Source organism: Bacillus sp. FSL K6-0138, from assembly GCF_037982765.1.
Classification (GTDB): Bacteria; Bacillota; Bacilli; order Bacillales; family Bacillaceae; genus Bacillus; species Bacillus glycinifermentans.
This window is the reverse complement of sequence record NZ_CP150286.1, coordinates 2,435,911-2,457,044: the sequence shown is the minus strand read 5'-3', so window position 1 is coordinate 2,457,044 and position 21,134 is coordinate 2,435,911. Positions and strand designations below refer to the sequence as shown.

Here is a 21,134-nt window from a genome sequence, read left to right as displayed (position 1 = left end):
TTCACGCCTTTAGTGAACATGGACTGGGTTTTCCTTACTACGTCAAGATTATTGTACTTCTAACTCTTTTACAGTTTCGCCTTCAATTAACACCGGTTGATAATAGGTTTCGTTTGGCAAATCCTTCTTTCCTTGTAATTTCTTAATGACCCAATCAGCTGCATCGCGTCCCATTTGTTCTTGAGGGTGTGTCAATGTCGTTAGTTTGATATTCGCATTTTTGGCAATATACGAATTGTCCTGACCAACAATTGACAATTTGTCCGGAACAGAAATATTAAGTTGTCTGCATACATTTGCTACTTCCAACCCTACTTCGTCGTTATAGCAAACAATTGCAGTCAACACGTCTCTATTTTCATTTAGGAACTTCTTGAGGTTTGTGTATAGGTCCAGCTTCGTCTCCGTATTGTACGAAAGCACATGCTCCGGTTGAAATCGTAATTTGGCTTCGCCAAGCGCTTTTATATATCCCTTCATTCGATACTTTCCTTGTAAATCATCCTCTTTTGAAATAAGGCCGATTTGTGTATGTCCTTTTGATATTAATTCTTTTGTTGCGAGATAGCTAGACTGCACGTCATCGAGACAAAGAAAAGGAACGTCTAATTCTTCATAATAAGCATTGATCATGATGAAAGGAATATCCTGTTCCTTGAACGACAGGTAGTAAGCAATATTGGGATTGTATAGATTGCTTTTCGTAGGTTCAACAATCAAACCGTCTACGCCAAATGACAACATCATTTCCAAAGCTTTTTTTTCTTGTTCGACATCATTATTTGTACTAGCTAATAGCAACGAATAATTAGCCTCATTCAATCTCCCTTCAATTCCACGAATAATGGAGGGGAAAATGTAATCAGAAATGTAGGTCGTGATTACACCGATTGTTTTATTATTGGAATTCCCGCCAGATTTTGATTGATACTGGTTACTAACATAAGTGCCAGACCCTTTTTCACTTCTTAAGAATCCCTCGTTCGATAGTTCTAAAATGGCCTTTCGAACAGTGTGCCGGCTAACTTTGTACTCTTCTTGTATGGCGGATTCAGTAGGAATTTGTTCTCCTACGCTGTAAACTCCTGAAAGAATTTTGCTTTTTATATCATCAATGATGACTTTATACTTTGGTTTCATTTCACTCACTTCTTTCATAGTTGTTCGCATTCTAATTTTTAAAATTGAATTATTTGTGTGGACATATTTTATCATGGCTTTGAATGAATTAAAAGATTCCACCTTATTTTCGTGAAAATTAACAAGCAATTATAATTTTTTATGTTATACAAATACCTTTTATTATAAACATTAAAAGAAAAAACAGAAATATCGTTGTGATATTTATATGAACATATATTATTTTGATTGACAAATGTACGTACAAAAAATATACTAAGGTTGTTCATAAAGTTAAGCGAAAAGGAAAATGCCTTCTTTCGATTAATTTTGAAATCGCTATCAGAGAGGGGATCAACGTGAAAACGAGCCGAGTAAACATCAAACAAGCGATAACTGAGGGAGAAACATCTCTTGGAATCGAATTCGGATCCACACGTATTAAAGCAGTGTTGATTGATGGTAGTTTTGAAACAATCGCATCTGGAAGCTATGAGTGGGAAAACCTCTTGGAAGATGGAATTTGGACGTACAACTTAGTAGATATTATCACTGGATTGCAAACAGCTTACAGTGAAATGAAGAAAGAAGTTGAACGAAATTATGGTATCACCATTCGCAAAATTGGTTCTATTGGATTTTCTGCAATGATGCATGGGTATATGGCTTTTGACAACACAGGGGAGCTGCTTGTTCCGTTTCGAACTTGGCGTAACTCAACAACCAGTGCTGCAGCAAAAGAATTAACAGATAAATTTCAATTCAATATCCCTGAACGGTGGAGCATTGCTCACCTGTATCAAGCAATATTAAATGAAGAGAAGCATTTGCCTCGCATTGATTATATCACCACTTTAGCCGGGTATATTCACTGGTTGCTGACTGGCAATAAAGCAATCGGCATTGGAGATGCTTCTGGCATGTTCCCGATTGATGAATCAACGCAAAATTACAATGAATCGATGGTCAGGCAGTTTGATGAACTGATTTCGATCAAGGGCTATCCTTGGAAGCTGAAGGATATTCTTCCTAAAGTTTATATTTCAGGCGAGCAAGCAGGTGAATTAACCGAAATTGGTGCAAAAATTCTGGATCAATCAAAAAATTTACAACCAGGCATTCCAATTTGTCCACCGGAAGGCGATGCTGGAACAGGAATGGTTGCTACGAATAGTGTGAGGAAACGCACTGGAAACATCTCAGTAGGAACTTCAGTTTTTGCCATGATTGTATTAGATAAAGAACTGTCAAAAGTATATCCGGAAATTGATTTGGTAACAACACCAAACGGTAGTCCAGTTGGAATGGTTCATGCGAATAACTGTTCAAGTGATATTAATGCTTGGTTGGGATTGTTCCGTGAATTTTTTGAGGCAATGGGACAAAAGGTTGAAACGAATAAATTATTCGAAGTGATGTTAAATAAAGCTTTGGAAGCTGACTCAGATGGCGGTGGTTTACTTAGCTACGGTTATTTCTCCGGTGAAAATATCACAGGATTAGAAAAAGGCCGGCCGTTATTTGTCCGCTCACCAGAGAGTCATTTCAATTTAGCAAACTTCATGCGGACCCACCTTTTTACAGCTTTTGGTGCTTTGAAAGTCGGAATGGATATTTTGATAAAAGAAGAAAATGTTGCAATTGACAGCATTGTAGCTCACGGCGGTTTATTCAAAACCCCTCTTGTTGGGCAAAAAATTGTTGCAGCTGCAATGAATGCTCCAGTATCAGTTATGGCAACAGCCGGAGAAGGCGGTGCATGGGGAATGGCTATTCTTGCTTCTTACATGATGAACAAAGATCAAGAAGAAAGCTTAGAAGACTTCCTCGACAAAAAAGTCTTTAAAGAGGATGAGGGGCAAGAAATTTACCCTGATCAATTAGATGTTGAAGGATTTGAAGCATTTATCGAACGGTACAAAAAAGGTTTAATGATTGAGCAGGCTGCTGTAGATCATTTGATTTTATGAGTGGAAAGACGGAGGGATTGACGTGTTAGAACAACTGAAAGAAGAAGTATTTCAAGCAAATTTGGACTTGCCTAAATATGGACTCGTGAAATACACATGGGGAAATGCAAGTGCCATTGACCGTGAAACTGGTTTATTCGTTATCAAACCCAGCGGTGTTGATTATGAAACGATGAAAGCTAGTGATATGGTGGTTGTTGATCTAGACGGCAATGTTGTTGAAGGAGAGTTAAGGCCTTCATCAGATACAGCGACTCATGCAGTACTTTATAAGCATTACCCCGAAATTGGAGGAATTGTACACACCCATTCAACTTGGGCGACAATCTGGGCACAAGCAGGCCTTGATGTTCCAGCGATGGGGACCACTCATGCAGACACATTCTATGGTTCCGTACCATGTGCCCGTTACTTGACACAAGAGGAGATTGATCGTGGTTATGAAGCAGAAACAGGTCATGTAATTATCGAAACATTTGAAGAGCGTGGGTTAGATATTTTAGCTGTTCCTGGTGTCTTACTTCATGGTCATGGTCCATTTACTTGGGGCAAAGATGTAAAATCAGCAGTATTGAATAGTGTGGTGTTGGACGAAGTTGCGAAAATGAATTTATTTACACGAGAATTAAATCTTTTTGCAAAAGAATTACCACAACGTATTTTAGATAAACATTATTTACGAAAACACGGTAAAAATGCTTATTATGGTCAAAAGTAATATCAATTCTATCAAACTATCAATTATCCCATTAATTTAAGAAAAGAGGGTTATTATGTTAACAACAGGGAAAAAAGAATTTTGGTTTGTCGTAGGTTCACAACATCTTTATGGGGAAGAAACGTTAGCAGAAGTCAGAGCACACGCACAAGCCATGACCGATGCATTAAATGAAAGCGCTGTTTTACCATATCCGCTTGTATTGCAGGATTTAGCTGTCAGTGCAGATAAAATTACAAGCATCATGAAAGAAGTAAACTATCGTGACGAAGTAGCCGGTGTCATCACTTGGATGCATACTTTCTCACCTGCAAAAATGTGGATTCGCGGAACGAAATTATTGCAAAAACCATTACTTCATTTAGCGACACAATTTAATGAAAGTATTCCATGGACAACGATTGACATGGACTTTATGAACCTAAACCAATCTGCTCACGGTGACCGTGAATATGGTTTTATCAATGCCCGTTTGAAAAAACAAAATAAAGTTGTCGTAGGTTACTGGGAGCGCCCTGAAGTGCAACAGCAAATTGCAGAATGGATGGATGTAGCGGTTGCTTATAACGAAAGCTTCAACATCAAGGTCGCTCGATTTGGCGACAACATGCGTAACGTTGCTGTTACCGAAGGGGATAAGGTTGAAGCACAAATTCAATTTGGCTGGACAGTTGATTACTTTGGTATTGGTGATCTTGTTCAATACGTGAATGCGGTTACTGATGAAGAAATTAATGATTTGTTTGCAGAATACGCAGACCTTTATGAATTTGATTATGGCACTTACAGTCATGAAGATTGGGAGAGGAGCGTAAAAGTACAAGCAAGCTATGAAATCGCCATTAAACGTTTCCTGGATGATGGCGGTTACAATGCCTTCACAACTAACTTTGAAGATTTATATGGGATGAAACAGCTTCCAGGTCTTGCCGTCCAACGTTTGATGGCGCAAGGATATGGCTTTGCTGGTGAAGGGGATTGGAAAACTGCAGCGCTCGATCGCTTACTCAAAGTGATGAGCCGTAACCAATCAACTGGCTTTATGGAAGATTACACATATGAATTAGGTGCTGGTCAAGAATCAATCCTTCAATCACATATGCTTGAAGTTGACCCATCTTTAGCAAGCAACAAACCAAAAATTATCGTATCTCCATTAGGTATTGGTGATCGTGAAGACCCGGCGCGCTTAGTGTTCGACGGAAAAGCAGGAGATGGTGTTGTTGTTTCAATGGCAGACTTTGGTACGCATTACAAACTGTTGATTAACGAAGTTTTTGCATTTGAACCAACTGTTCCAGCACCAAACCTTCCGGTGGCACGGGTGCTTTGGGAAGTGAAGCCTAACTTCCAAGATGGAGTGAAAGCATGGCTTGAGAATGGGGGCGGTCACCATACAGTGGTTTCATTGAATGTAACAACAGACCAAATGATCACTTATGCAAAGCTGGTTGACCTGGAATATGTAGTTATTAAGTAATGCCTTTAACCTCTGAGGAGGTTCCGCTTCCTTGGAGGTGAAAAATAAGTATATCAGATATCAACATATTCATGGTTTTGTAAGCGTTATCGTAACGTTCAGGAAAAAATGAAAGCGTTTAATAATATCCGAATAAAACTATGAGATTTAAGGAGAAATCCCAACAAGTAATATCCAAGCATGTATCTGCAGTTTGAAAACACTTTTATTATTTTTTAAAAAGCCATCAATATTTTTAGCGGCGGGATTTTTACACAATATAATGTCAACCTTGAGGAGGGAACTTTAATGGTTAATGAAAAGAAAATCTCAAGTGGCTTCATTTATTTTTTTGGGGCTTTTGCCGGCATTCTTTTCGGTTATGATATCGGCGTTATGACGGGTGCTTTGCCTTTTCTGCAGCATGATTGGAACCTTCAAGACAACGCTGGGGTTATTGGCTGGATTACCTCTTCGGTAATGTTAGGAGCTATTTTTGGAGGCGCCCTGGCCGGACAACTTTCTGATCGTTTGGGACGGCGCAAAATGATTTTAATTTCCGCTATCATTTTTGTTGTTGGATCCATTTTGTCAGGAATAGCACCTCATAATGGGATACTATTTTTGATTGTTTCTCGGGTTTTATTGGGATTGGCCGTTGGTGCTGCTTCTGCATTGGTCCCAGCCTATATGTCGGAAATGGCGCCTGCACGTTTACGTGGACGGCTGTCAGGAATTAATCAAACAATGATTTGTTCTGGGATGTTGCTTTCTTACATTGTTGATTTTCTATTAAAAGATTTGCCGGAAACAATGGCATGGCGGTTGATGCTTGGTTTGGCTGCCGTACCTGCTTTGATCTTATATGTTGGAATGTTAAAGTTACCCGAATCACCACGTTTTTTAATAAAGAACAATAAACTTGATGAAGCTCGCAAGGTGTTGAGCTATATTCGCGCTAACAAAGAAGAGATTGATTCTGAAATAACACAAATTCAAGAAACTGCCAGAGAGGAAGCGAAGGCAAATCAAAAAGCATCATGGGCTACACTCTTAAGCAATAAATATCGTTTTTTATTAATTGCCGGTGTGGGTGTTGCTGCTTTTCAACAATTCCAGGGTGCAAACGCAATTTTTTATTACATTCCTTTGATTGTAGAAAAAGCAACAGGGAATGCGGCTAGTTCAGCGTTGATGTGGCCGATTATTCAAGGAGTAATTCTCGTACTAGGTTCATTAATATTCTTAATGATTGCTGATAAATTTAATCGCCGTACTTTATTAACAGTGGGCGGAACAATTATGGGGCTGTCCTTTATTTTGCCGGCAATATTGAATATATTAATTCCTAATGCAGATCCGATGATGATGGTTGTCTTTTTAAGCATCTATGTAGCACTTTATTCATTCACGTGGGCTCCATTAACTTGGGTCATCGTTGGAGAAATTTTCCCGCTGGCAATTCGCGGGCGTGCGTCTGGATTAGCTTCATCATTTAACTGGATTGGTTCTTTCTTGGTTGGATTGCTATTTCCTATAATGACCGCTTCGATGTCTCAAGAAGCTGTGTTTGCAATCTTCGGTGTGATTTGTTTACTTGGAGTTGTATTTATCCGGACACGCGTCCCTGAAACTCGAGGTCGCAGTTTAGAGGAAATTGAAAAAAATGAAGAAAATAGACAAATTAACGGAAAAAGCGCGCAAATAAACCTATGAGGTTTGGGGTTGAATGGAAAGGAGCTATCTTGGGCACCGCTTATCGCAGGGGAAATCTTCGCACCAGTGCATTTTGAACAAAAGTAAAGTACTATACAAACCGTGAACATGATATGGAGGCGGAAAATTTCCCCCTCCATATTTGAAAGAAATTCGTTCAGCTTATATGTTCAAGATGTGAAACAAACTGTGATCTTTGAATCATTTGAAACTTAATTAAATACCATGCCGCCATCAATGATAAGAGCTTGACCAGTCATATAATCTGAATCTGGTCCTGCAAGGTAGGAAACGCATGCTGCTACATCTTCCGGCTCGGATAGGCGTTTTAATGCAATATTTTTAGAGAATTGCTCCAGTCCCCATTCAAATGGCTTGCCTGCTTCATCAGCGGTTTGCTGTGCAATGTCCATCATCATAGGCGTTTTAACGATGCCCGGACAAAAGGCGTTTACAGTAATGCCTAATTCAGCCAGATCTTTTGCGGCAGTTTGAGTAATACCGCGAACAGCGAACTTTGTTCCGCCGTAAACTGCTAAGCCCGGGTTGCCGACTTGACCGGCTTGAGAAGAAGCATTGATTATTTTTCCGCCGTGTCCAAGTTCTTTGAAGGCTTTTACAGCTGCTTGTATTCCCCAATAAGTACCGCCGACATTAACATCATAAACTTTCCGATAATCTTCATAAGTAATGCTTTCGATAGGGGTGGTTGGTCCAAGCCCTGCATTATTTATCACCACATCAAGTCCGCCAAGACTTTTTACTGTTTCATCGACAGCTTTAAAAACATCATCACGATCAGCCACATTTACTTTAACTGCAATTGCTTTACCATTAGATTGGTTAATTTCCTCGGCAACTTTTTTTGCAGTTTCTTCATTGTAATCAGCAACTGCAACAGCGAATCCATCTTCTGCTAAGCGTTTGCAGATTGCTTCACCAATTCCTTGGCCGCCGCCGGTAACAAAGGCAATTTTTCCGGATACTTTACTCATATGAACATCATCTTCTTTCTATATGTAATTAGTATTATATGGTACAGAAATATTATATCTTATATTTGTCGATGTGAAATAAAACCGCGACGTTTGTAAGAAAAATGTGATATTTTACATAAAAGTTGCGATTTTTTGAAAAAAGTTCAACTTTTTAAAAGGGGTACAGCCAATTGTCATTAAGACTATACACAGTCTCCCTGAACCATTGATAACATTTGAGAAAATTCCGGCAAACGAAAAGTCTTGAACAAGGTTGCCACGGCACTTAAAGAGATGGGACGAATAGAAAAGACGATCTTTATCCTGGACTTACATTCTCAAGCGCATCGATGCGCCGCTGTATTCAGCGTTGTTTTAACAAAGGAGAAGCAATGAATGCTCTGGCACGAGCCATTTTTTCGGGAAACATGGAGAACTAAGAGAACGGGCTTTACGGAACGATTAAAGCGTGCGAGCGTTTGAACATCCCGTGAAATAAGATCAAATGAAAAGGCATGAGTCCGGTACAATATCGGACTCATGCCAATCAAACTGCTTTATATTATTGTCTAACTTTTTAAGGGCGCTTTTTTTATTCAGCTGTCCTGGCGATTAAACAGATCAGTAATCGCATGCATAAATTCAATTCCTTGAAATACAAACAAGTTTAAAGCTGTCAATGAAAAGAGACCGATAATCACCATTCTTATGATAAATAACATGTTTAAAACCTCCTGTTTTTTCAAATGCGGTTATGGTTTTGAAACATGTGCATTGCCGAAATAAGAAGAGTGATAGAAAACAGCGAGCATAAATGCCTTCAGATGTTCTTTCAGCCGGTTTACGATGTAAACCCGGACGGAAACCGCAGCCAAGATCAAGAGCAGCAAGAATGCTTCTTTTAATCCGGGCGAATTCCATAACGATTTAGTCTTTTCTTCACCATGTTTGCCGACTGTCAGTTCGTGAAGCTCATCGCCTGTAACAGCCGCTTTTTGTGCATGATGACTTGCAGGCAGGTGGGGCATTGAGAACGAATGAAGGCTTGCAATGACTAGGAAAAACATAGACAATTGCAGAAACAACGACTTTTTCATCAGATCCCATCCCCCCTTTTATTCTCATAATCTTAGCATATTTAATTATATAAGAAAAGATGATTTTTTTGTGACATTTTAGTTAAATTTATTGACAAGTTATTGTTTTGTATTTACCCGTATTTTATATTTTTAGTCTATTCAATGCAGAAAAGGCGCCACTGTAAATGGCGCCTCAGCTTGTCGACAAAGTCACAAAAAAAGTGGCTTGATCGACAAGCTTTTTTTGTTAAAATGTGTGTGGAATCTAATTTTTGGAGGTTTTACCATGTTGACCAAACACTCTAAAGATCAGCGTGAACAGCTTGAAGTCTTTGCCTTAAGTGAGCTTGTACCTGAAGACCATTTGGTCAGGAAGATGGAAGAAGCCATTGATTTTTCATTTATTTATGAAAAAGTTGCCCCTCTTTATTCTTCAAAAGGGCGTCCAAGTATTGATCCTGTTGTACTGATTAAAATGGTGCTCATTCAATACGTGTTTGGTCATCGCTCCATGCGCGAAACCATTAAGCGAATCGAAACTGATGTAGCCTATCGCTGGTTTATTGGATATGGATTCTCTGAAAAAATCCCTCATTTTTCAACCTTCAGTAAAAACTATGAACGTCGCTTTCATGACACAGACCTATTTGAAACAATCTTCTATAAGATTTTACGTCAAGCCATGGATCTCGGCCTCGTCGATCCTTCGGTCGCCTTCATCGACAGCACACATGTCAAAGCGAATGCCAATAAGAAAAAGTTTGTGAAAAAGATCGTAAGAAAAGAAACAAGAGCTTATCAGGAGCAGCTAGATCAAGAAATTAATGCCGATCGCGAAGCGAACGGAAAAAAGCCCTTAAAGCCCAGGCGATGCTTAGAGGAACGAGAAGTAAAGGAAAGTACAACTGATCCTGAGAGCGGATATTTTGTCAAAGGCGAACGAGAACGTCTTTTTGCCTATGGATTTCATACAGCTTGTGATCGGAACGGATTTGTGCTGGGAACGGTTGTTGAGCCTGCCAATATCCATGACAGCCAAGTGTTCGCGTCGCTGTTTCAACAAGTAAAAGAGCGCGTTGCCAAGCCTCATACGGTCGCAGTTGATGCCGGATACAAAACACCGGTTATCGCAAAATTTCTTCATGAAGAAAACGTTCGCCCTGTTATGCCTTACACGCGTCCGCAAACCAAAAAAGGATTCATGAGAAAACACGAGTATGTTTACGATGAATTTTATGATGTCTATATCTGCCCGCAAGACCATATTCTCTCCTATCGCACAACCAATCGGCAAGGTTATCGAGAGTATGCTTCAGATCCAAAACGATGTAAACCATGTCCATTACTACATACATGTACAGAAAGTAGAGATCATCGAAAGATGATTCACAGACATATCTGGCAGGATCATTTAGACGAAGCTGATCATCTTCGGCATACGGAAGAGAATAAACAAATCTATGCCAAACGTAAAGAGACGATCGAACGAGTTTTTGCCGATTTAAAACATAAGCATGGCCTGCGCTGGACAACCCTACGGGGAAAGAAAAAATTGTCCATGCAGGCGATGCTTGTTTTCGCTGCCATGAATCTGAAAAAGCTGGCGAATTGGACCTGGAAAGGTCCTAACCGCCAGCCTTCTGATCGAAATAATAGAATAAAATGGACAAAAACAGGTCGGATTTTAAAAATCCGACCTGTTTTGTCAACGGTCTGAGGCGCCACTGTAAATGGCGCCTTTTTTCTTTTTAAAATTGGCAGCTGAATGAAGTGATTTCATTCAAATCGATGCCGAAATAGACCCAGCGGAATTGACGCGGCCTCCACCTGTATCCCGCGATGGAGCGGCGGCCGACAAACACAGGATAGAACCAGAAGCGGCTTCCGTTTCTTAAGCGGATGACTGTATAACGGTACAAGCATCTTCTAATTCCGCCGGGATCAACGGCGAAAGCAGAGACCCCGGTTTCCGCGGGAAACTGGCTTGGAGGAGGGGGCAAAAACTGCTGCTGAGTCTGTCCTCCCGCACCCGGAGGCGGGCCTGGAGGAAATTGCTGGCGGTACGGATCATATATATCGAAATCATAATATGGGTACAATCAAAAACGCTCCTTTCTGTTTGTTTTTTTATCATATGATGCGACCGGAAAATGGGAGCTTGCCTATCAAGGATTTTAAGAAGAGAAAAAAATCCCTAAAGCCGAAACGGCTTTAGGGAGAATGTCAAATGCTTTTGCGCGGGGCGCGTTTTCGATAGACGACATAGCTTCTTGTCAAATATTTGAGCGGCATGCTGAACACGTGGACAAGCCGGGTGAACGGCCAGACGATGAAAACGGCGTAGCCCACGACGATGTGAATTTTAAACCAGAGCGGCACGCTTTCCATGAGCGAGGCATCCGGTTTGAACAAGAAGATACTCCGGAACCACGGTCCGATCGTTGTACGGTAGTCAAAGCCTTTTGAATCGATGTTTAAAAACGTTGACGCAAGTCCCGTCGCCATCATAAACAATAAAGTGACAAGGGTGATCAGGTCGCCGGCAGAGCTCGTTTTCCGGATCCGTTTATCAGCCGTTCTCCGGTAAGCAAGAATGATGAGTCCCGACAGTGCGGCAATGCCGGCAGGCAGGCCAAAGCCGATGGCGATTTTATGGTACATATGCTCTGATACGCCGATCGCCTCGTAAAGGCTTTCCGGTATTAAAATCCCCATCACGTGTCCGCCGATGACAAAAAAGATTCCCCAATGAAACAAACTGCTTCCTACCGCCAGTTTTTTCTTTTCGAGCATTTCGCTCGATTTGGCTGTCCAGCCAAACTGGTCATGTTGATAGCGGTATATATGCCCCCCGATAAAAACCGTCAGAACGATGTAGGGGAGAATGACCCAAAGTATTTGTTCGATCATGACTCTACAGTCCTTTCAACGCCGATTTCCGCCAATGCGATCAATAAACCGTCCAAAAGCGGAGCATAGATGCTCTCGTTTTCGAGAAGCTGCGATTTCAGCTCTTCCAGGTTTGATACATATTTTTGAAAGACGTCCTTGGCCTTATGAAGCTCGGCAACGGCAGCAAATTCAAGCATGAGCGGGAGGTAGTCCGGAAGTTCCTTGTCCGTCGGCTGAAACCCGGATTGCTGATACAGATCTTTCAGCTGCAATAGCTCGATTCCGCGCTCACGCTGTTCACCGGAGTTGAAATAGGTGACATAAAGGTTCGTTTTTTTGCCGAAATCAAATGTGTATACATACGTTTCAATCAATTCCTCCGGAGAATAAGCTTCCGCTTCTTTTAAAAATGCGAGCAGCCGCTCCCGCAGGTGCTCAGGCTGAATGTCGCTGATGAGGCTTTGCCAATCAGAGCGTTCCAGTCTCCATTCTTCATCAGGATAAGAGAGAAGATAGGAGAGGGCGGCGAAAACGGCCTGTTTATCTGTTGCATCCATTTTTGCTTCACTCCCGTTTTATATGTTTTGGCAGGAGCCGGGGCCTCCGGCAAATGACAATCCGCAGCTTCCTTGTTCCATATATAGGTCTGCCACTTCTTCGCGATGTGAGGTCGGAATGACGAAGCGGTCGTCGTACTTCGCGATCGCTAGCAGACGGTACATTTCTTCAATCTGCTGTTCTGTCAAGCCAGTAGATGCAATCAGGTCAGAATTCATCGGTTTATTTGTCTGGGTTGACCTCATGTACATGCGCATGACCGACATTTTCTTTAATGTAGTTCTGATATGGGACGTATCTCCGGCCGTCAGCAAATTCGCCAAGTATTCAATCGGAATTCTCATTTGATCGATGGCAGGGAAAATATCTTCCGCCGATTGGGCCGTTCCTTTTCCTTCAAACATGTTCATGATCGGGCTGAGCGGCGGAATGTACCATACCATTGGCAATGTCCGGTATTCCGGATGCAAAGGCAGCGCGATCTTCCAATCGATAATCATTTTGTAGATCGGCGATTTTTGTGCTGCTTCAATCCATTCCGCCGGAATGCCTTGGGCTTTCGCTTCTTCTGCGACAGCGGGATCATTCGGATCAAGGAAAACGTCCAGCTGTGAATGATACAAGTCTTTTTCATTTTCGGCTGATGCGGCTTCCTGGACTTTGTCGGCGTCATAGAGCATAACGCCGAGGTAGCGGATTCTGCCGACACAAGTCTCGGAACAGATCGTCGGCAGTCCGGCTTCTAAGCGGGGGAAGCATAGTGTGCATTTTTCCGCCTTGTTCGTCTGCCAATTAAAATACACTTTTTTATAAGGACATGATGATACACAATGTCTCCATGAACGGCATGCATTCTGATCGACGAGGACGATCCCGTCTTCTTCGCGTTTGTACATCGCGCCTGAAGGGCAGGAAGAGACGCATGCCGGATTGATGCAGTGTTCGCAGATTCTCGGAAGATACATCATAAAGACATCTTCAAATTCAGTTTTAATCGATTGTTCCATGTTTTGAACATTCGGGTCTTCAAGTCCTGTGATATGTCCGCCGGCGAGGTCATCTTCCCAGTTCGGGCCCCATTCGAGGTTCATGAAGTCTCCCGTAATGGAAGACTTCGGCCTTGCGACAGGCTGATGCTTTTTCTCCGGACTGTTTGTCAGCGTTTCATAATCATAGTTCCAAGGCTCATAGTAATCGTCGATCGTCGGCTGATACGGGTTGTAAAATAAATTCATCAGCCTTGTTGCTTTTGCGCCCGATTTCAGCTGGAGCTTTCCTTTTTTAAGCTCCCAGCCGCCTTTATATTTATCTTGATTCTCCCATTGTTTCGGGTAGCCGATGCCCGGCTTTGTTTCGACATTGTTGAAATACATATATTCTGCACCGGAACGGTTTGTCCATGTGTTTTTGCACGTAACGCTGCATGTGTGGCAGCCGATGCATTTATCCAGGTTCATGACCATTCCGATTTGCGCTTTAATCTTCAAGCCAATCGACCTCCTTCAATTTTCTGATCACGACATTGAGGTCGCGCTGATTTCCTGTTGGCCCGTAGTAGTTGAAGCCGTAGCTGAGCTGTCCGTAGCCGCCGATCATTTGCGTCGGTTTGACGTGGATGCGGGTCGGGCTGTTATGGGTGCCGCCGCGGTTGTTCGTCAGCTTTGTACCAGGTACGTTGATATGTCTGTCCTGGGCATGGTGCATAAACGCCATTCCTTTCGGGATGCGGTGCGAGACGACAGCGCGGGCGACGACGACTCCGTTTCTGTTGAAGCATTCGATCCAATCGTTATCTTGAATATCGGTTTCAGCTGCATCGTCCTTATTCATCCAAACCGTCGGACCGCCCCTGAAAAGGGTGAGCATCGGCAGGGAGTCAAAATACATGCTGTGAACCGACCATTTATTGTGCGGCGTTAAATAGTTCAAAACGATTTCTTTGCCTTCTTGCGCCGGGCGCTTGTTCAAGAACGGGCGATGGATGAGGATCGGTTTAAACGTCGCCATGTTTTCGCCGAATTCTGTAATCATTTCGTGATCGAGATAAAAAGACTGTCTGCCGGTCACTGTTCTCCACGGGATCAGCTTTTCAACATTTGTCGTAAATGGAGAATAGCGGCGTCCGCCTTTTTCAGACCCGCTGAAAGCAGGGGAGGTGATAACGGTTTTCGGCTGAGCCGTTATTTGCTCAAAAGTAAAATGTTCTTCTTCCCGCTCCTCAGCTAAATCTTTCAATTCGAGATTCGTAATTTTTTCAAGCGATTCCCACGCTTTTACGGCTACCTTTCCGTTTGAAGTAGACGAAAGGGTCAAAACGGCTTCAGCGGCCTGTTTCGCATCATTGATAATCGGACAGCCTTTTGCCACGGTGTCTTCGGTTACTACTCCGAGTATTTTTTTCAGGGAGTTGTATTCCTCTTCGACTGACCAGTTCATTCCTTTTGTACCGAAAGGCTGTTTGACGACATTTGGCCCGAGCGCCGTCATTTTATTGAATATCTGTTTGTAATCGCGTTCGACGACATGAATTTGCGGCATCGTTTTTCCTGGAACAGCCGCGCATTCCCCTTTGCTCCAGTCTTTGATTTTCCCCAATGGCTGAGCCATTTCCTGAGGAGTGTCGTGAAGGAGGGGAGAAGCGACTGCTTCTTTCACCGGATTCATGTCGACTTCCTCGGCTAATTCGGAGACCGCTTTGGCCAATGCTTTAAAGATATCCCAGTCGGATTTTGCTTCCCAAGGAGCCGAAATCGCCGGATTAAACGGATGAATGAACGGATGCATATCCGTGCTGCTGAGATCGTGCTTTTCATACCATGTGGCCGCAGGCAGCACGATGTCAGAGTACAGGGCGGTGCCGGCCATTCTGAAGTCGAGATTGATCAACAGGTCGAGCTTGCCTTCAGGCGCTTCGTCCCGCCAGGTGATTTCATCCGGCCGGATGCTGTCATGATCCTCATTCATTAACCCGTTCGTCGTGCCGAGCAAATGCTTCAGAAAATATTCGTGGCCTTTGCCGGAGCTTGAAATTAGGTTCGCTCTCCAAACGAAAAGGTTTCTCGGAAAATTCTTTTCATTGTCAGGGTCTTCAATCGCAAATTTGAGCTTTTTATCCTCAAGCTGTTTGGCGATATAGGCTCCGACTTCTTTAGCGTTTTCGGCACCTGATTGCGCAGCTTCCTCGTATAAATCAATGCCGTTTTTTTCGAATGTCGGATACGACGGGAGCCATCCGAGCCTTGCCGCCAGCACGTTATAATCGGCATGGTGCTTATAGCGTGACGATTTGACGATCGGGGAGGCGAGGCCTGTGACCGGCTCATCTTCGTAGCGCCACTGGTCAGTGGCAAAATAGAAGAATGAAGTGCCGTTTTGCAGCTTTGCAGGGCCGCCCCAGTCTTTTGCCATGGCAATCGTCTGCCATCCTTCGGCCGGGCGGAGCTTTTCCTGGCCGACATAGTGGGCCCATCCGCCGCCGTTGACGCCTTGCGCGCCCACAAGGAGCACGAGATTCAATACCGCTCTGTAAATGGTGTCAGAGTTGAACCAGTGGTTAATACCGGCGCCGACGATAATCATTGAGCGGCCGTCTGTATCGATGGCGTTTTGCGCGAATTCTCTTGCGATTTTGACCACCTGGCTGCGATCGACGCCTGTGATCTGTTCCTGCCAGGCCGGTGTGAACGGTTCTGGATCATCAAACGACTCGGCAGCCTGCCCGCCGATCCCGCGGTTGACGCCGTAGTTTGCGAGCGTCAGGTCAAACACGGTGGAGACAAAGACTTCCTCGCCGTTCACATTCATTTTTTTGATCGGAAGGGGTCTTTCAAGCACTCGGTTCCCATCATGGGAGAAATAAGGAATTTTGACCGTGCCGATCATATCTTCTTTTCCGAGCATGGAAAGCCGCGGAGAAATCTGCTTTTCCGTATCTTCATCAATCATGCGCAAATTCCATTTTCCTTTGCCGTCCCAGCGTGAGCCCATCGTTCCTTGAGGTATGGCGAAATCGTCTGTTTCTTCATCCCAGACGGCCGGTTTCCACTCGTCATGTTCAGTTATGCGGCCAATGTCTTTCGCATGGAGAAAACGGCTAGCCGTAAATTGTCCGCCTTCTTTTTTCAACGTCACCAAAAACGGAAAATCCGTATATTGTTTCGCATAGTCAATAAAGCGCTTCGTCTCATTGTTGACGTAAAACTCCTGCAGGATGACGTGTCCCATTGCCATTGCAAGCGCTCCGTCGGTTCCTTGTCTAACGCTCAGCCAGTCGTCGGCAAACTTTGTCGATTCCGCATAATCGGGGCTGATGGAAATCACCTTCGCACCTTTGTATCGGGCTTCGGCCAAAAAGTGTGCATCAGGGGTTCTCGTAAGCGGGACATTTGACCCCCAAGTCATAATGTAGCCGGAATTGTACCAATCGCTGCTTTCCGGCACATCCGTCTGATCTCCCCAAATTTGCGGGGATGCGGGAGGGAGGTCGGCATACCAGTCATAGAAACTGAGCATCGGACCGCCGATCAGCGACATAAAACGGGAGCCGGCTGCATGGCTGAGCATAGACATAGCCGGAATCGGCGAGAAGCCGACATTGCGGTCAGGTCCGTATTTCATGACGGTATAAAGGAGGGAAGCCGAGATCAATTTGAGCACTTCTCCCCATTCAGCCCGGACAAATCCGCCTTTTCCCCGCGCCTGTTTATAGGCTTTTGCTTTTTCGGGATTTTCGACGATCGATTTCCATGCGTCTAAAGGATTGTTGTGCTTGCTTAGAGCTTCCCGCCACATGTTGATAAGCACGCCTCTGACATACGGGTATTTCACGCGGAGCGGGCTGTAAATGTACCAGGAAAAGCTGGCTCCCCGCGGACAGCCGCGCGGTTCAAAGTCAGGCATATCAGGACCTGTTGAAGGATAGTCAAGGCGCTGGCCCTCCCAGGTGACGATCCCGTTTTTCACGTAAATATTCCAGCTGCACGACCCTGTACAATTGACCCCGTGGGTCGAACGTACTACTTTGTCGTGCTGCCATCTTCTTCTGTATACATCTTCCCAGTCCCGGTCTTCATAAGAAGTCTGGCTGTGTTTATTGGAATGATGCTCGATCGGAGAGAAAAAGTTTAATCTCCTGAGAATTGGGCTCGTTTTCTTTTTCTTCATTGCGGTTTCACTCCTCTTGAGTCAGTGGTGCTACTTCCACTATATACGGAGGAAGAACGGCACCTTGTTAACTTTGTCACAAGGTTGATGCATTTCACAAAGTTGTCACAAAAAATAAGAGAAAGGAAGAGGGGAGGAGGGAACCCGAAAAAAAGCCCGCTTTCTTTTAATATAGAAAGCGGACCGATCTTACTCTTCAGAGCTTAATATTCTTTTTTCCCCTGAAATGTCTTGAATCGGGGCGATGTTTTGGGTGAATTCCAGTGTGCCGACGTACTTGCCGTTTTCGTCACGGACGGCAAAGTAGCGGATGTAAACGTATTTGTCTTTGAATTTGATCCAAAAATCTTCTGCATCTTTTTTGCCCGATTTAAAATCGTCGAGAAGTTTGTTGACGATGTGGACGCTTGCCGGCGGATGGCAGTTTTGCACGGTTCGGCCGATCACGGCTTTTGTCCTGGCGAAAATCCGTTCTTTGCCGTGGGAAAAATAACGGACAACATCATGTTCGTCGATAAACGTCAAATCAACGGGGAGATGGTTCAGCATTTGTTCAAGCTGTTTAACGGATAAGATGCCGGTGGGGAGGCGGACGTATCCGTCACCGGCTTTTTCATTTGCTGTATTGAGCTGATGGCGTTCAGGTTTCCACTCGGCTTCAGGCTCTGTCAGACAGTAGCCGATGTCGCCGCTTTCGGCCGCTATTTTCAGCCATTCGTCTTCAGTCAATGTCCGAAGCGCCATCGGCAGCAGAATGTTCTCTTCCTTATAGATCATCTCTGTGCCTTCCTTTATGATAAAGCCGAGCTCGCGGATGATGTCGTCTTTTTTGTCAGACGTGTAGTTTTCCAATAGCGCTTTCGTTTCTTTAATGCTTTTGCGGATGAAGTCATCAATCGCCCACATCACTTTGCTTGGGCCTGTGATGCCGTACCTTTCAAGGTAGGGGAAGAGCAGATTTTCCTTTTTGCTGTAATGCTTGTCAACGTCGGCCAGCAGATTTAAATCGCTGATCAGCTTCAAAATGTTTTCTCCGCTGTCTTCTTTTTCGAATCGTTCCAAATGAAGCTGGATTTTAAAATTCAGCAGGAGGTCGATTTCTTTGTTTTCCTTTATAAATGTATGAACCGGGTGGCCCGGCATCTTGTCAGCCTCCGGCTTATGAATGTGTTCGATCGATCCTTTAAAAACGTCCGCATGAACGGAACACAGCTTTTGGATCTCTTCAGGCGCGATGCCTTCTTCTTTCATTAACGCCTGTTCCAGATGGGCGATCTCCTCCGGATCGACCGAGCCGAAAGCTTGCTGAAATCGTTTTTTTACTTCATCATAGGGTGTTCCTTTATGAAGGGCGATGATGATGTCTTTCAGCTGCTGCATTCTTTCATTTGATAAGTCTTGCTGAATTTCTCTGTTGTTAATGATTTCGCTCATTGTTCGTCTCCTCTCCAAAAACAGGTTCAAAACCGTGTTCCCTTAATGCATCCAAGACGTGCGCCAAGTCGATTTGTTTCAGCCGGGCACCCTTTGGGATCGTCATGATGCGGCCGGCAGTTTCAAGCATTCCAGGCTTTGAGATGTGATCAAAACCGATGTCTTTCATCAAGTTTTTCAGCTCAGGATGCAATGTGCAAAGGTCGTAGACCGAAGCGTTTAAATTCAATGTCTTGTTCAACAGGAATCACATCCTTTGAAATTGATGATCATTCTCATATATAACGATAATACAAGTGCACCAAAGTCTTTGTGATCCAGGTCACATTTTCTAGCGCAATGCCTTCGGAATATAGATGCAGCTCGGGTCGCTTTCCAAATAATCGCCGGTCAATGCATAGGCGCGTGAACGTGATCCGCCGCAGACATGCCGGAATTCGCAGATTCCGCATTTGCCTTTATATCCGTCGGGGTTTCGCAACTCTTTGAAAACGGGCGACTCCCGGTAAATCTCTGACAGCGGCTGTTTTCGGACGTTTCCGGCTTTTACGGGCAATAGGCCGCTTGGATATACATCGCCTATATGGGAGATAAACAAAAAGCCGTTTCCGTCATTGACGCCTTTAGGCGCACGCCCTAATCCGCCGATCGCGTCAATTTTGCCTTTTTCAAGCGCATCCTCATAGCGGATCTGAAGATCGGGGTCTTTGGCCTCCCGCATTTTTTGCTGGATGACAACCCGTCTGTAGGGCTGGGCTGCCGTTGTTTTAATATCAAACGGTGCTTCCTTTGCCAAACGGCTGAGCCAAAGAAACACTTTTTCATGTTGTACGGCTGAAATCATGTCATCCCGATGGGCACGTCCGGTCGGAACGAGGAAAAACACGCTCCACAGCACACAATTCAGTTGTTCAATCAGCTTTGCCATTTCCTCCAAATAATCGATGTTATACGTTGAAATGACGGTATTGATCTGCAGCGGAAGATTGAATTCATGAATGTATCGAATCGCTTTCATCGTTAAATCAAAAGAACCGTCTGTTCCTCTAAAATGATCATGGATCTTGCGGTTGGGTCCGTCTAAGCTGAACGCCCAGCGGGATAAGCCGATATCTTTGGCGGTTTTGATGGCTTCCTTCGTCACATTTGGCGTCGCGCTCGGCGTCATGGAAATGCGGACGCCTTTTTGGACGGCGTATTGAATGATGTCAAAGACGTCCTCCCGCATGAGCGGATCACCGCCGGTCAGCACTAAAATAGGATTGTTCATCAAGTAGATTTCATCGATTAACGCTTTTCCTTCTTCAAGCGAGAGCTCCCTCGGGTCGCGATAGTGTTGCGCCGAAGCCCGGCAATGGAGGCATTTCAGCTCACAGGCTCTTGTCAGCTCCCAAATTACGATAAACGGAGCCTCATGAAAATTGCACTGTATCATCTGTCATCTGTCCTTTCCTTCACATTCGAGTCCATCGTATCGGAAAAAGAGAAGCAGAAATGTTAAGTAGATCACATCTAAAAGGGGAGAGAAGGGGAGAAGCCCTTCTCAATTGGCATCTTCCGGGGCGGAACGGAGGTAGCGCAAAAATAATTGATAGGAAAAGTATAAATTTTGCTGGAGAAGTTTGAGAAAGTTCATTTGCAGTTGGTGATTGTACGTCATCATTTTTTTGAATATCGTAAAAGGAATTTCAAGCACAGCGGTGTCAGCGGCAGTTTTAACAGAAATAAACGGAGACAAAAAAGGTTCTCCCTTTTGATCAATGGGAAATACATCGCCTTTTTCCCACTCGGCGATGATGCGGGATTCCTCGGGAAGCCTTTTGTCCGCAAAATAAACTTCACCTTTCAAAACAAAATAGACGGATTGAGAATGCAGAAACGATCGGCAAGGACGGGACGATCCGATATCGATCACTCTTCCGTTTTTCAGAAGCCTTTTAATGATGGGAAGAGGAACTCCCAGAAACATAGGAAGATTTTTCAGAAATAACAAGTGGTCAAACCGGTCCATTGATTGTCCTCCTTCTATGTAGGTAGCTACAGTATAGA

Annotated in this window: 18 protein-coding genes and 1 pseudogene; 6 read left to right on the top strand and 13 right to left on the bottom strand. The window is 43.9% G+C overall.

Going from position 1 to position 21,134, the window contains the following annotated elements; genetic code table 11:
- Positions 1-48 precede the first annotated feature (48 nt).
- The gene (locus tag MHB78_RS12925) at positions 49-1,140 is read right to left on the bottom strand and encodes a GntR family transcriptional regulator (protein WP_046132359.1); all 1,092 of its coding nucleotides are present in this window, start codon (positions 1,138-1,140) and stop codon (positions 49-51) included.
- A 338-nt stretch (positions 1,141-1,478) separates the two neighbouring features.
- On the opposite strand from MHB78_RS12925, the gene MHB78_RS12920 reads away from it, so the two are divergent.
- The 4 genes from MHB78_RS12920 (at position 1,479) to MHB78_RS12905 (ending at position 6,982) form a co-directional block, all read left to right on the top strand.
- A complete protein-coding gene (locus MHB78_RS12920) occupies positions 1,479-3,089 on the top strand; it encodes an FGGY-family carbohydrate kinase (protein ID WP_046132353.1) in 1,611 nt (536 codons plus the stop codon).
- Positions 3,090-3,111: 22 nt separating this feature from the next.
- Positions 3,112-3,807, top strand: a complete 696-nt coding sequence (locus tag MHB78_RS12915) for an L-ribulose-5-phosphate 4-epimerase (protein ID WP_046132354.1) — start codon at positions 3,112-3,114, stop codon at positions 3,805-3,807.
- A gap of 55 nt (positions 3,808-3,862) precedes the next feature.
- The gene (gene araA, locus MHB78_RS12910; RefSeq protein ID WP_046132355.1) at positions 3,863-5,287 is read left to right on the top strand and encodes an L-arabinose isomerase; all 1,425 of its coding nucleotides are present in this window, start codon (positions 3,863-3,865) and stop codon (positions 5,285-5,287) included.
- Positions 5,288-5,575: 288 nt separating this feature from the next.
- Positions 5,576-6,982: a sugar porter family MFS transporter gene (locus MHB78_RS12905; protein WP_046132356.1), complete on the top strand. Its 1,407-nt coding sequence runs from the start codon at positions 5,576-5,578 to the stop codon at positions 6,980-6,982.
- Between the two features lie 212 nt (positions 6,983-7,194).
- Here MHB78_RS12905 and MHB78_RS12900 read toward each other — a convergent pair whose 3' ends face one another.
- Complete coding sequence (locus MHB78_RS12900) at positions 7,195-7,977, bottom strand: (S)-acetoin forming diacetyl reductase (protein ID WP_046132357.1); 783 nt, start codon at positions 7,975-7,977, stop codon at positions 7,195-7,197.
- A gap of 249 nt (positions 7,978-8,226) precedes the next feature.
- Here MHB78_RS12900 and MHB78_RS12895 point away from each other — a divergent pair.
- Positions 8,227-8,416, top strand: a pseudogene (locus MHB78_RS12895) (Tn3 family transposase); the annotation flags it as partial.
- 139 nt (positions 8,417-8,555) lie between these two features.
- Here the strand turns inward: MHB78_RS12895 and MHB78_RS12890 are convergent.
- A complete protein-coding gene (locus MHB78_RS12890; protein WP_256860391.1) occupies positions 8,556-8,681 on the bottom strand; it encodes a hypothetical protein in 126 nt (41 codons plus the stop codon).
- Positions 8,682-8,711: 30 nt separating this feature from the next.
- Positions 8,712-9,056 carry a hypothetical protein gene (locus tag MHB78_RS12885; RefSeq protein ID WP_046132358.1) on the bottom strand — a complete coding sequence of 115 codons (345 nt, stop codon included), beginning with the start codon at positions 9,054-9,056 and terminating at the stop codon, positions 8,712-8,714.
- Positions 9,057-9,324: 268 nt separating this feature from the next.
- Here MHB78_RS12885 and MHB78_RS12880 point away from each other — a divergent pair, with 268 nt between their 5' ends.
- Entirely contained in the window at positions 9,325-10,755 is a 1,431-nt protein-coding gene (locus MHB78_RS12880; protein ID WP_065894240.1) for an IS1182 family transposase, read from the top strand.
- Positions 10,756-10,786: 31 nt separating this feature from the next.
- On the opposite strand, the gene MHB78_RS12875 is transcribed toward MHB78_RS12880, so the two are convergent.
- The 9 genes from MHB78_RS12875 to MHB78_RS12835 all read right to left on the bottom strand — a co-directional run bounded on the left by MHB78_RS12875 (position 10,787) and on the right by MHB78_RS12835 (position 21,096).
- Positions 10,787-11,137, bottom strand: a complete 351-nt coding sequence (locus MHB78_RS12875) for a hypothetical protein (protein ID WP_046131383.1) — start codon at positions 11,135-11,137, stop codon at positions 10,787-10,789.
- Positions 11,138-11,261: 124 nt separating this feature from the next.
- Complete coding sequence (gene narI, locus MHB78_RS12870) at positions 11,262-11,948, bottom strand: respiratory nitrate reductase subunit gamma (protein WP_046131384.1); 687 nt, start codon at positions 11,946-11,948, stop codon at positions 11,262-11,264.
- On the bottom strand, positions 11,945-12,487 hold the full coding sequence (gene narJ, locus MHB78_RS12865) for a nitrate reductase molybdenum cofactor assembly chaperone (RefSeq protein WP_046131385.1): 543 nt from the start codon (positions 12,485-12,487) through the stop codon (positions 11,945-11,947). Before narJ ends, narI begins: the two co-directional genes overlap by 4 nt.
- Before the next feature lie 18 nt (positions 12,488-12,505).
- Positions 12,506-13,975 (bottom strand): nitrate reductase subunit beta, encoded by a 1,470-nt coding sequence (narH, locus tag MHB78_RS12860; RefSeq protein WP_046131386.1) that lies wholly within the window; start codon positions 13,973-13,975, stop codon positions 12,506-12,508.
- Positions 13,965-17,651: a nitrate reductase subunit alpha gene (locus tag MHB78_RS12855; protein WP_046131387.1), complete on the bottom strand. Its 3,687-nt coding sequence runs from the start codon at positions 17,649-17,651 to the stop codon at positions 13,965-13,967. The genes narH and MHB78_RS12855 overlap by 11 nt, the downstream gene beginning before the upstream one ends.
- 189 nt (positions 17,652-17,840) lie before the next feature.
- Entirely contained in the window at positions 17,841-19,085 is a 1,245-nt protein-coding gene (locus tag MHB78_RS12850) for a DUF438 domain-containing protein (protein WP_046131388.1), read from the bottom strand.
- A complete protein-coding gene (locus MHB78_RS12845) occupies positions 19,069-19,326 on the bottom strand; it encodes a DUF1858 domain-containing protein (protein WP_046131389.1) in 258 nt (85 codons plus the stop codon). Before MHB78_RS12845 ends, MHB78_RS12850 begins: the two co-directional genes overlap by 17 nt.
- Before the next feature lie 90 nt (positions 19,327-19,416).
- Positions 19,417-20,520 (bottom strand): TIGR04053 family radical SAM/SPASM domain-containing protein, encoded by a 1,104-nt coding sequence (locus MHB78_RS12840; RefSeq protein ID WP_046131390.1) that lies wholly within the window; start codon positions 20,518-20,520, stop codon positions 19,417-19,419.
- 108 nt (positions 20,521-20,628) lie between these two features.
- Positions 20,629-21,096, bottom strand: coding sequence for a Crp/Fnr family transcriptional regulator (locus MHB78_RS12835; RefSeq protein ID WP_046131391.1), 468 nt, complete (start codon positions 21,094-21,096; stop codon positions 20,629-20,631).
- Between the last annotated feature and the right edge of the window lie 38 nt (positions 21,097-21,134).

Coding starts and splice junctions, on each gene's coding strand:
- narI (WP_046131384.1), bottom strand. CDS start 11,948: ATGATCGAACAAATACTTTGGGTCATTCTCCCCTACATCGTTCTGACG.
- MHB78_RS12900 (WP_046132357.1), bottom strand. CDS start 7,977: ATGAGTAAAGTATCCGGAAAAATTGCCTTTGTTACCGGCGGCGGCCAA.
- MHB78_RS12835 (WP_046131391.1), bottom strand. CDS start 21,096: ATGGACCGGTTTGACCACTTGTTATTTCTGAAAAATCTTCCTATGTTT.
- MHB78_RS12885 (WP_046132358.1), bottom strand. CDS start 9,056: ATGAAAAAGTCGTTGTTTCTGCAATTGTCTATGTTTTTCCTAGTCATT.
- MHB78_RS12855 (WP_046131387.1), bottom strand. CDS start 17,651: ATGAAGAAAAAGAAAACGAGCCCAATTCTCAGGAGATTAAACTTTTTC.
- MHB78_RS12905 (WP_046132356.1), top strand. CDS start 5,576: ATGGTTAATGAAAAGAAAATCTCAAGTGGCTTCATTTATTTTTTTGGG.
- MHB78_RS12880 (WP_065894240.1), top strand. CDS start 9,325: ATGTTGACCAAACACTCTAAAGATCAGCGTGAACAGCTTGAAGTCTTT.
- MHB78_RS12890 (WP_256860391.1), bottom strand. CDS start 8,681: ATGTTATTTATCATAAGAATGGTGATTATCGGTCTCTTTTCATTGACA.
- MHB78_RS12850 (WP_046131388.1), bottom strand. CDS start 19,085: ATGAGCGAAATCATTAACAACAGAGAAATTCAGCAAGACTTATCAAAT.
- MHB78_RS12840 (WP_046131390.1), bottom strand. CDS start 20,520: ATGATACAGTGCAATTTTCATGAGGCTCCGTTTATCGTAATTTGGGAG.
- MHB78_RS12925 (WP_046132359.1), bottom strand. CDS start 1,140: ATGAAACCAAAGTATAAAGTCATCATTGATGATATAAAAAGCAAAATT.
- araA (WP_046132355.1), top strand. CDS start 3,863: ATGTTAACAACAGGGAAAAAAGAATTTTGGTTTGTCGTAGGTTCACAA.
- narJ (WP_046131385.1), bottom strand. CDS start 12,487: ATGGATGCAACAGATAAACAGGCCGTTTTCGCCGCCCTCTCCTATCTT.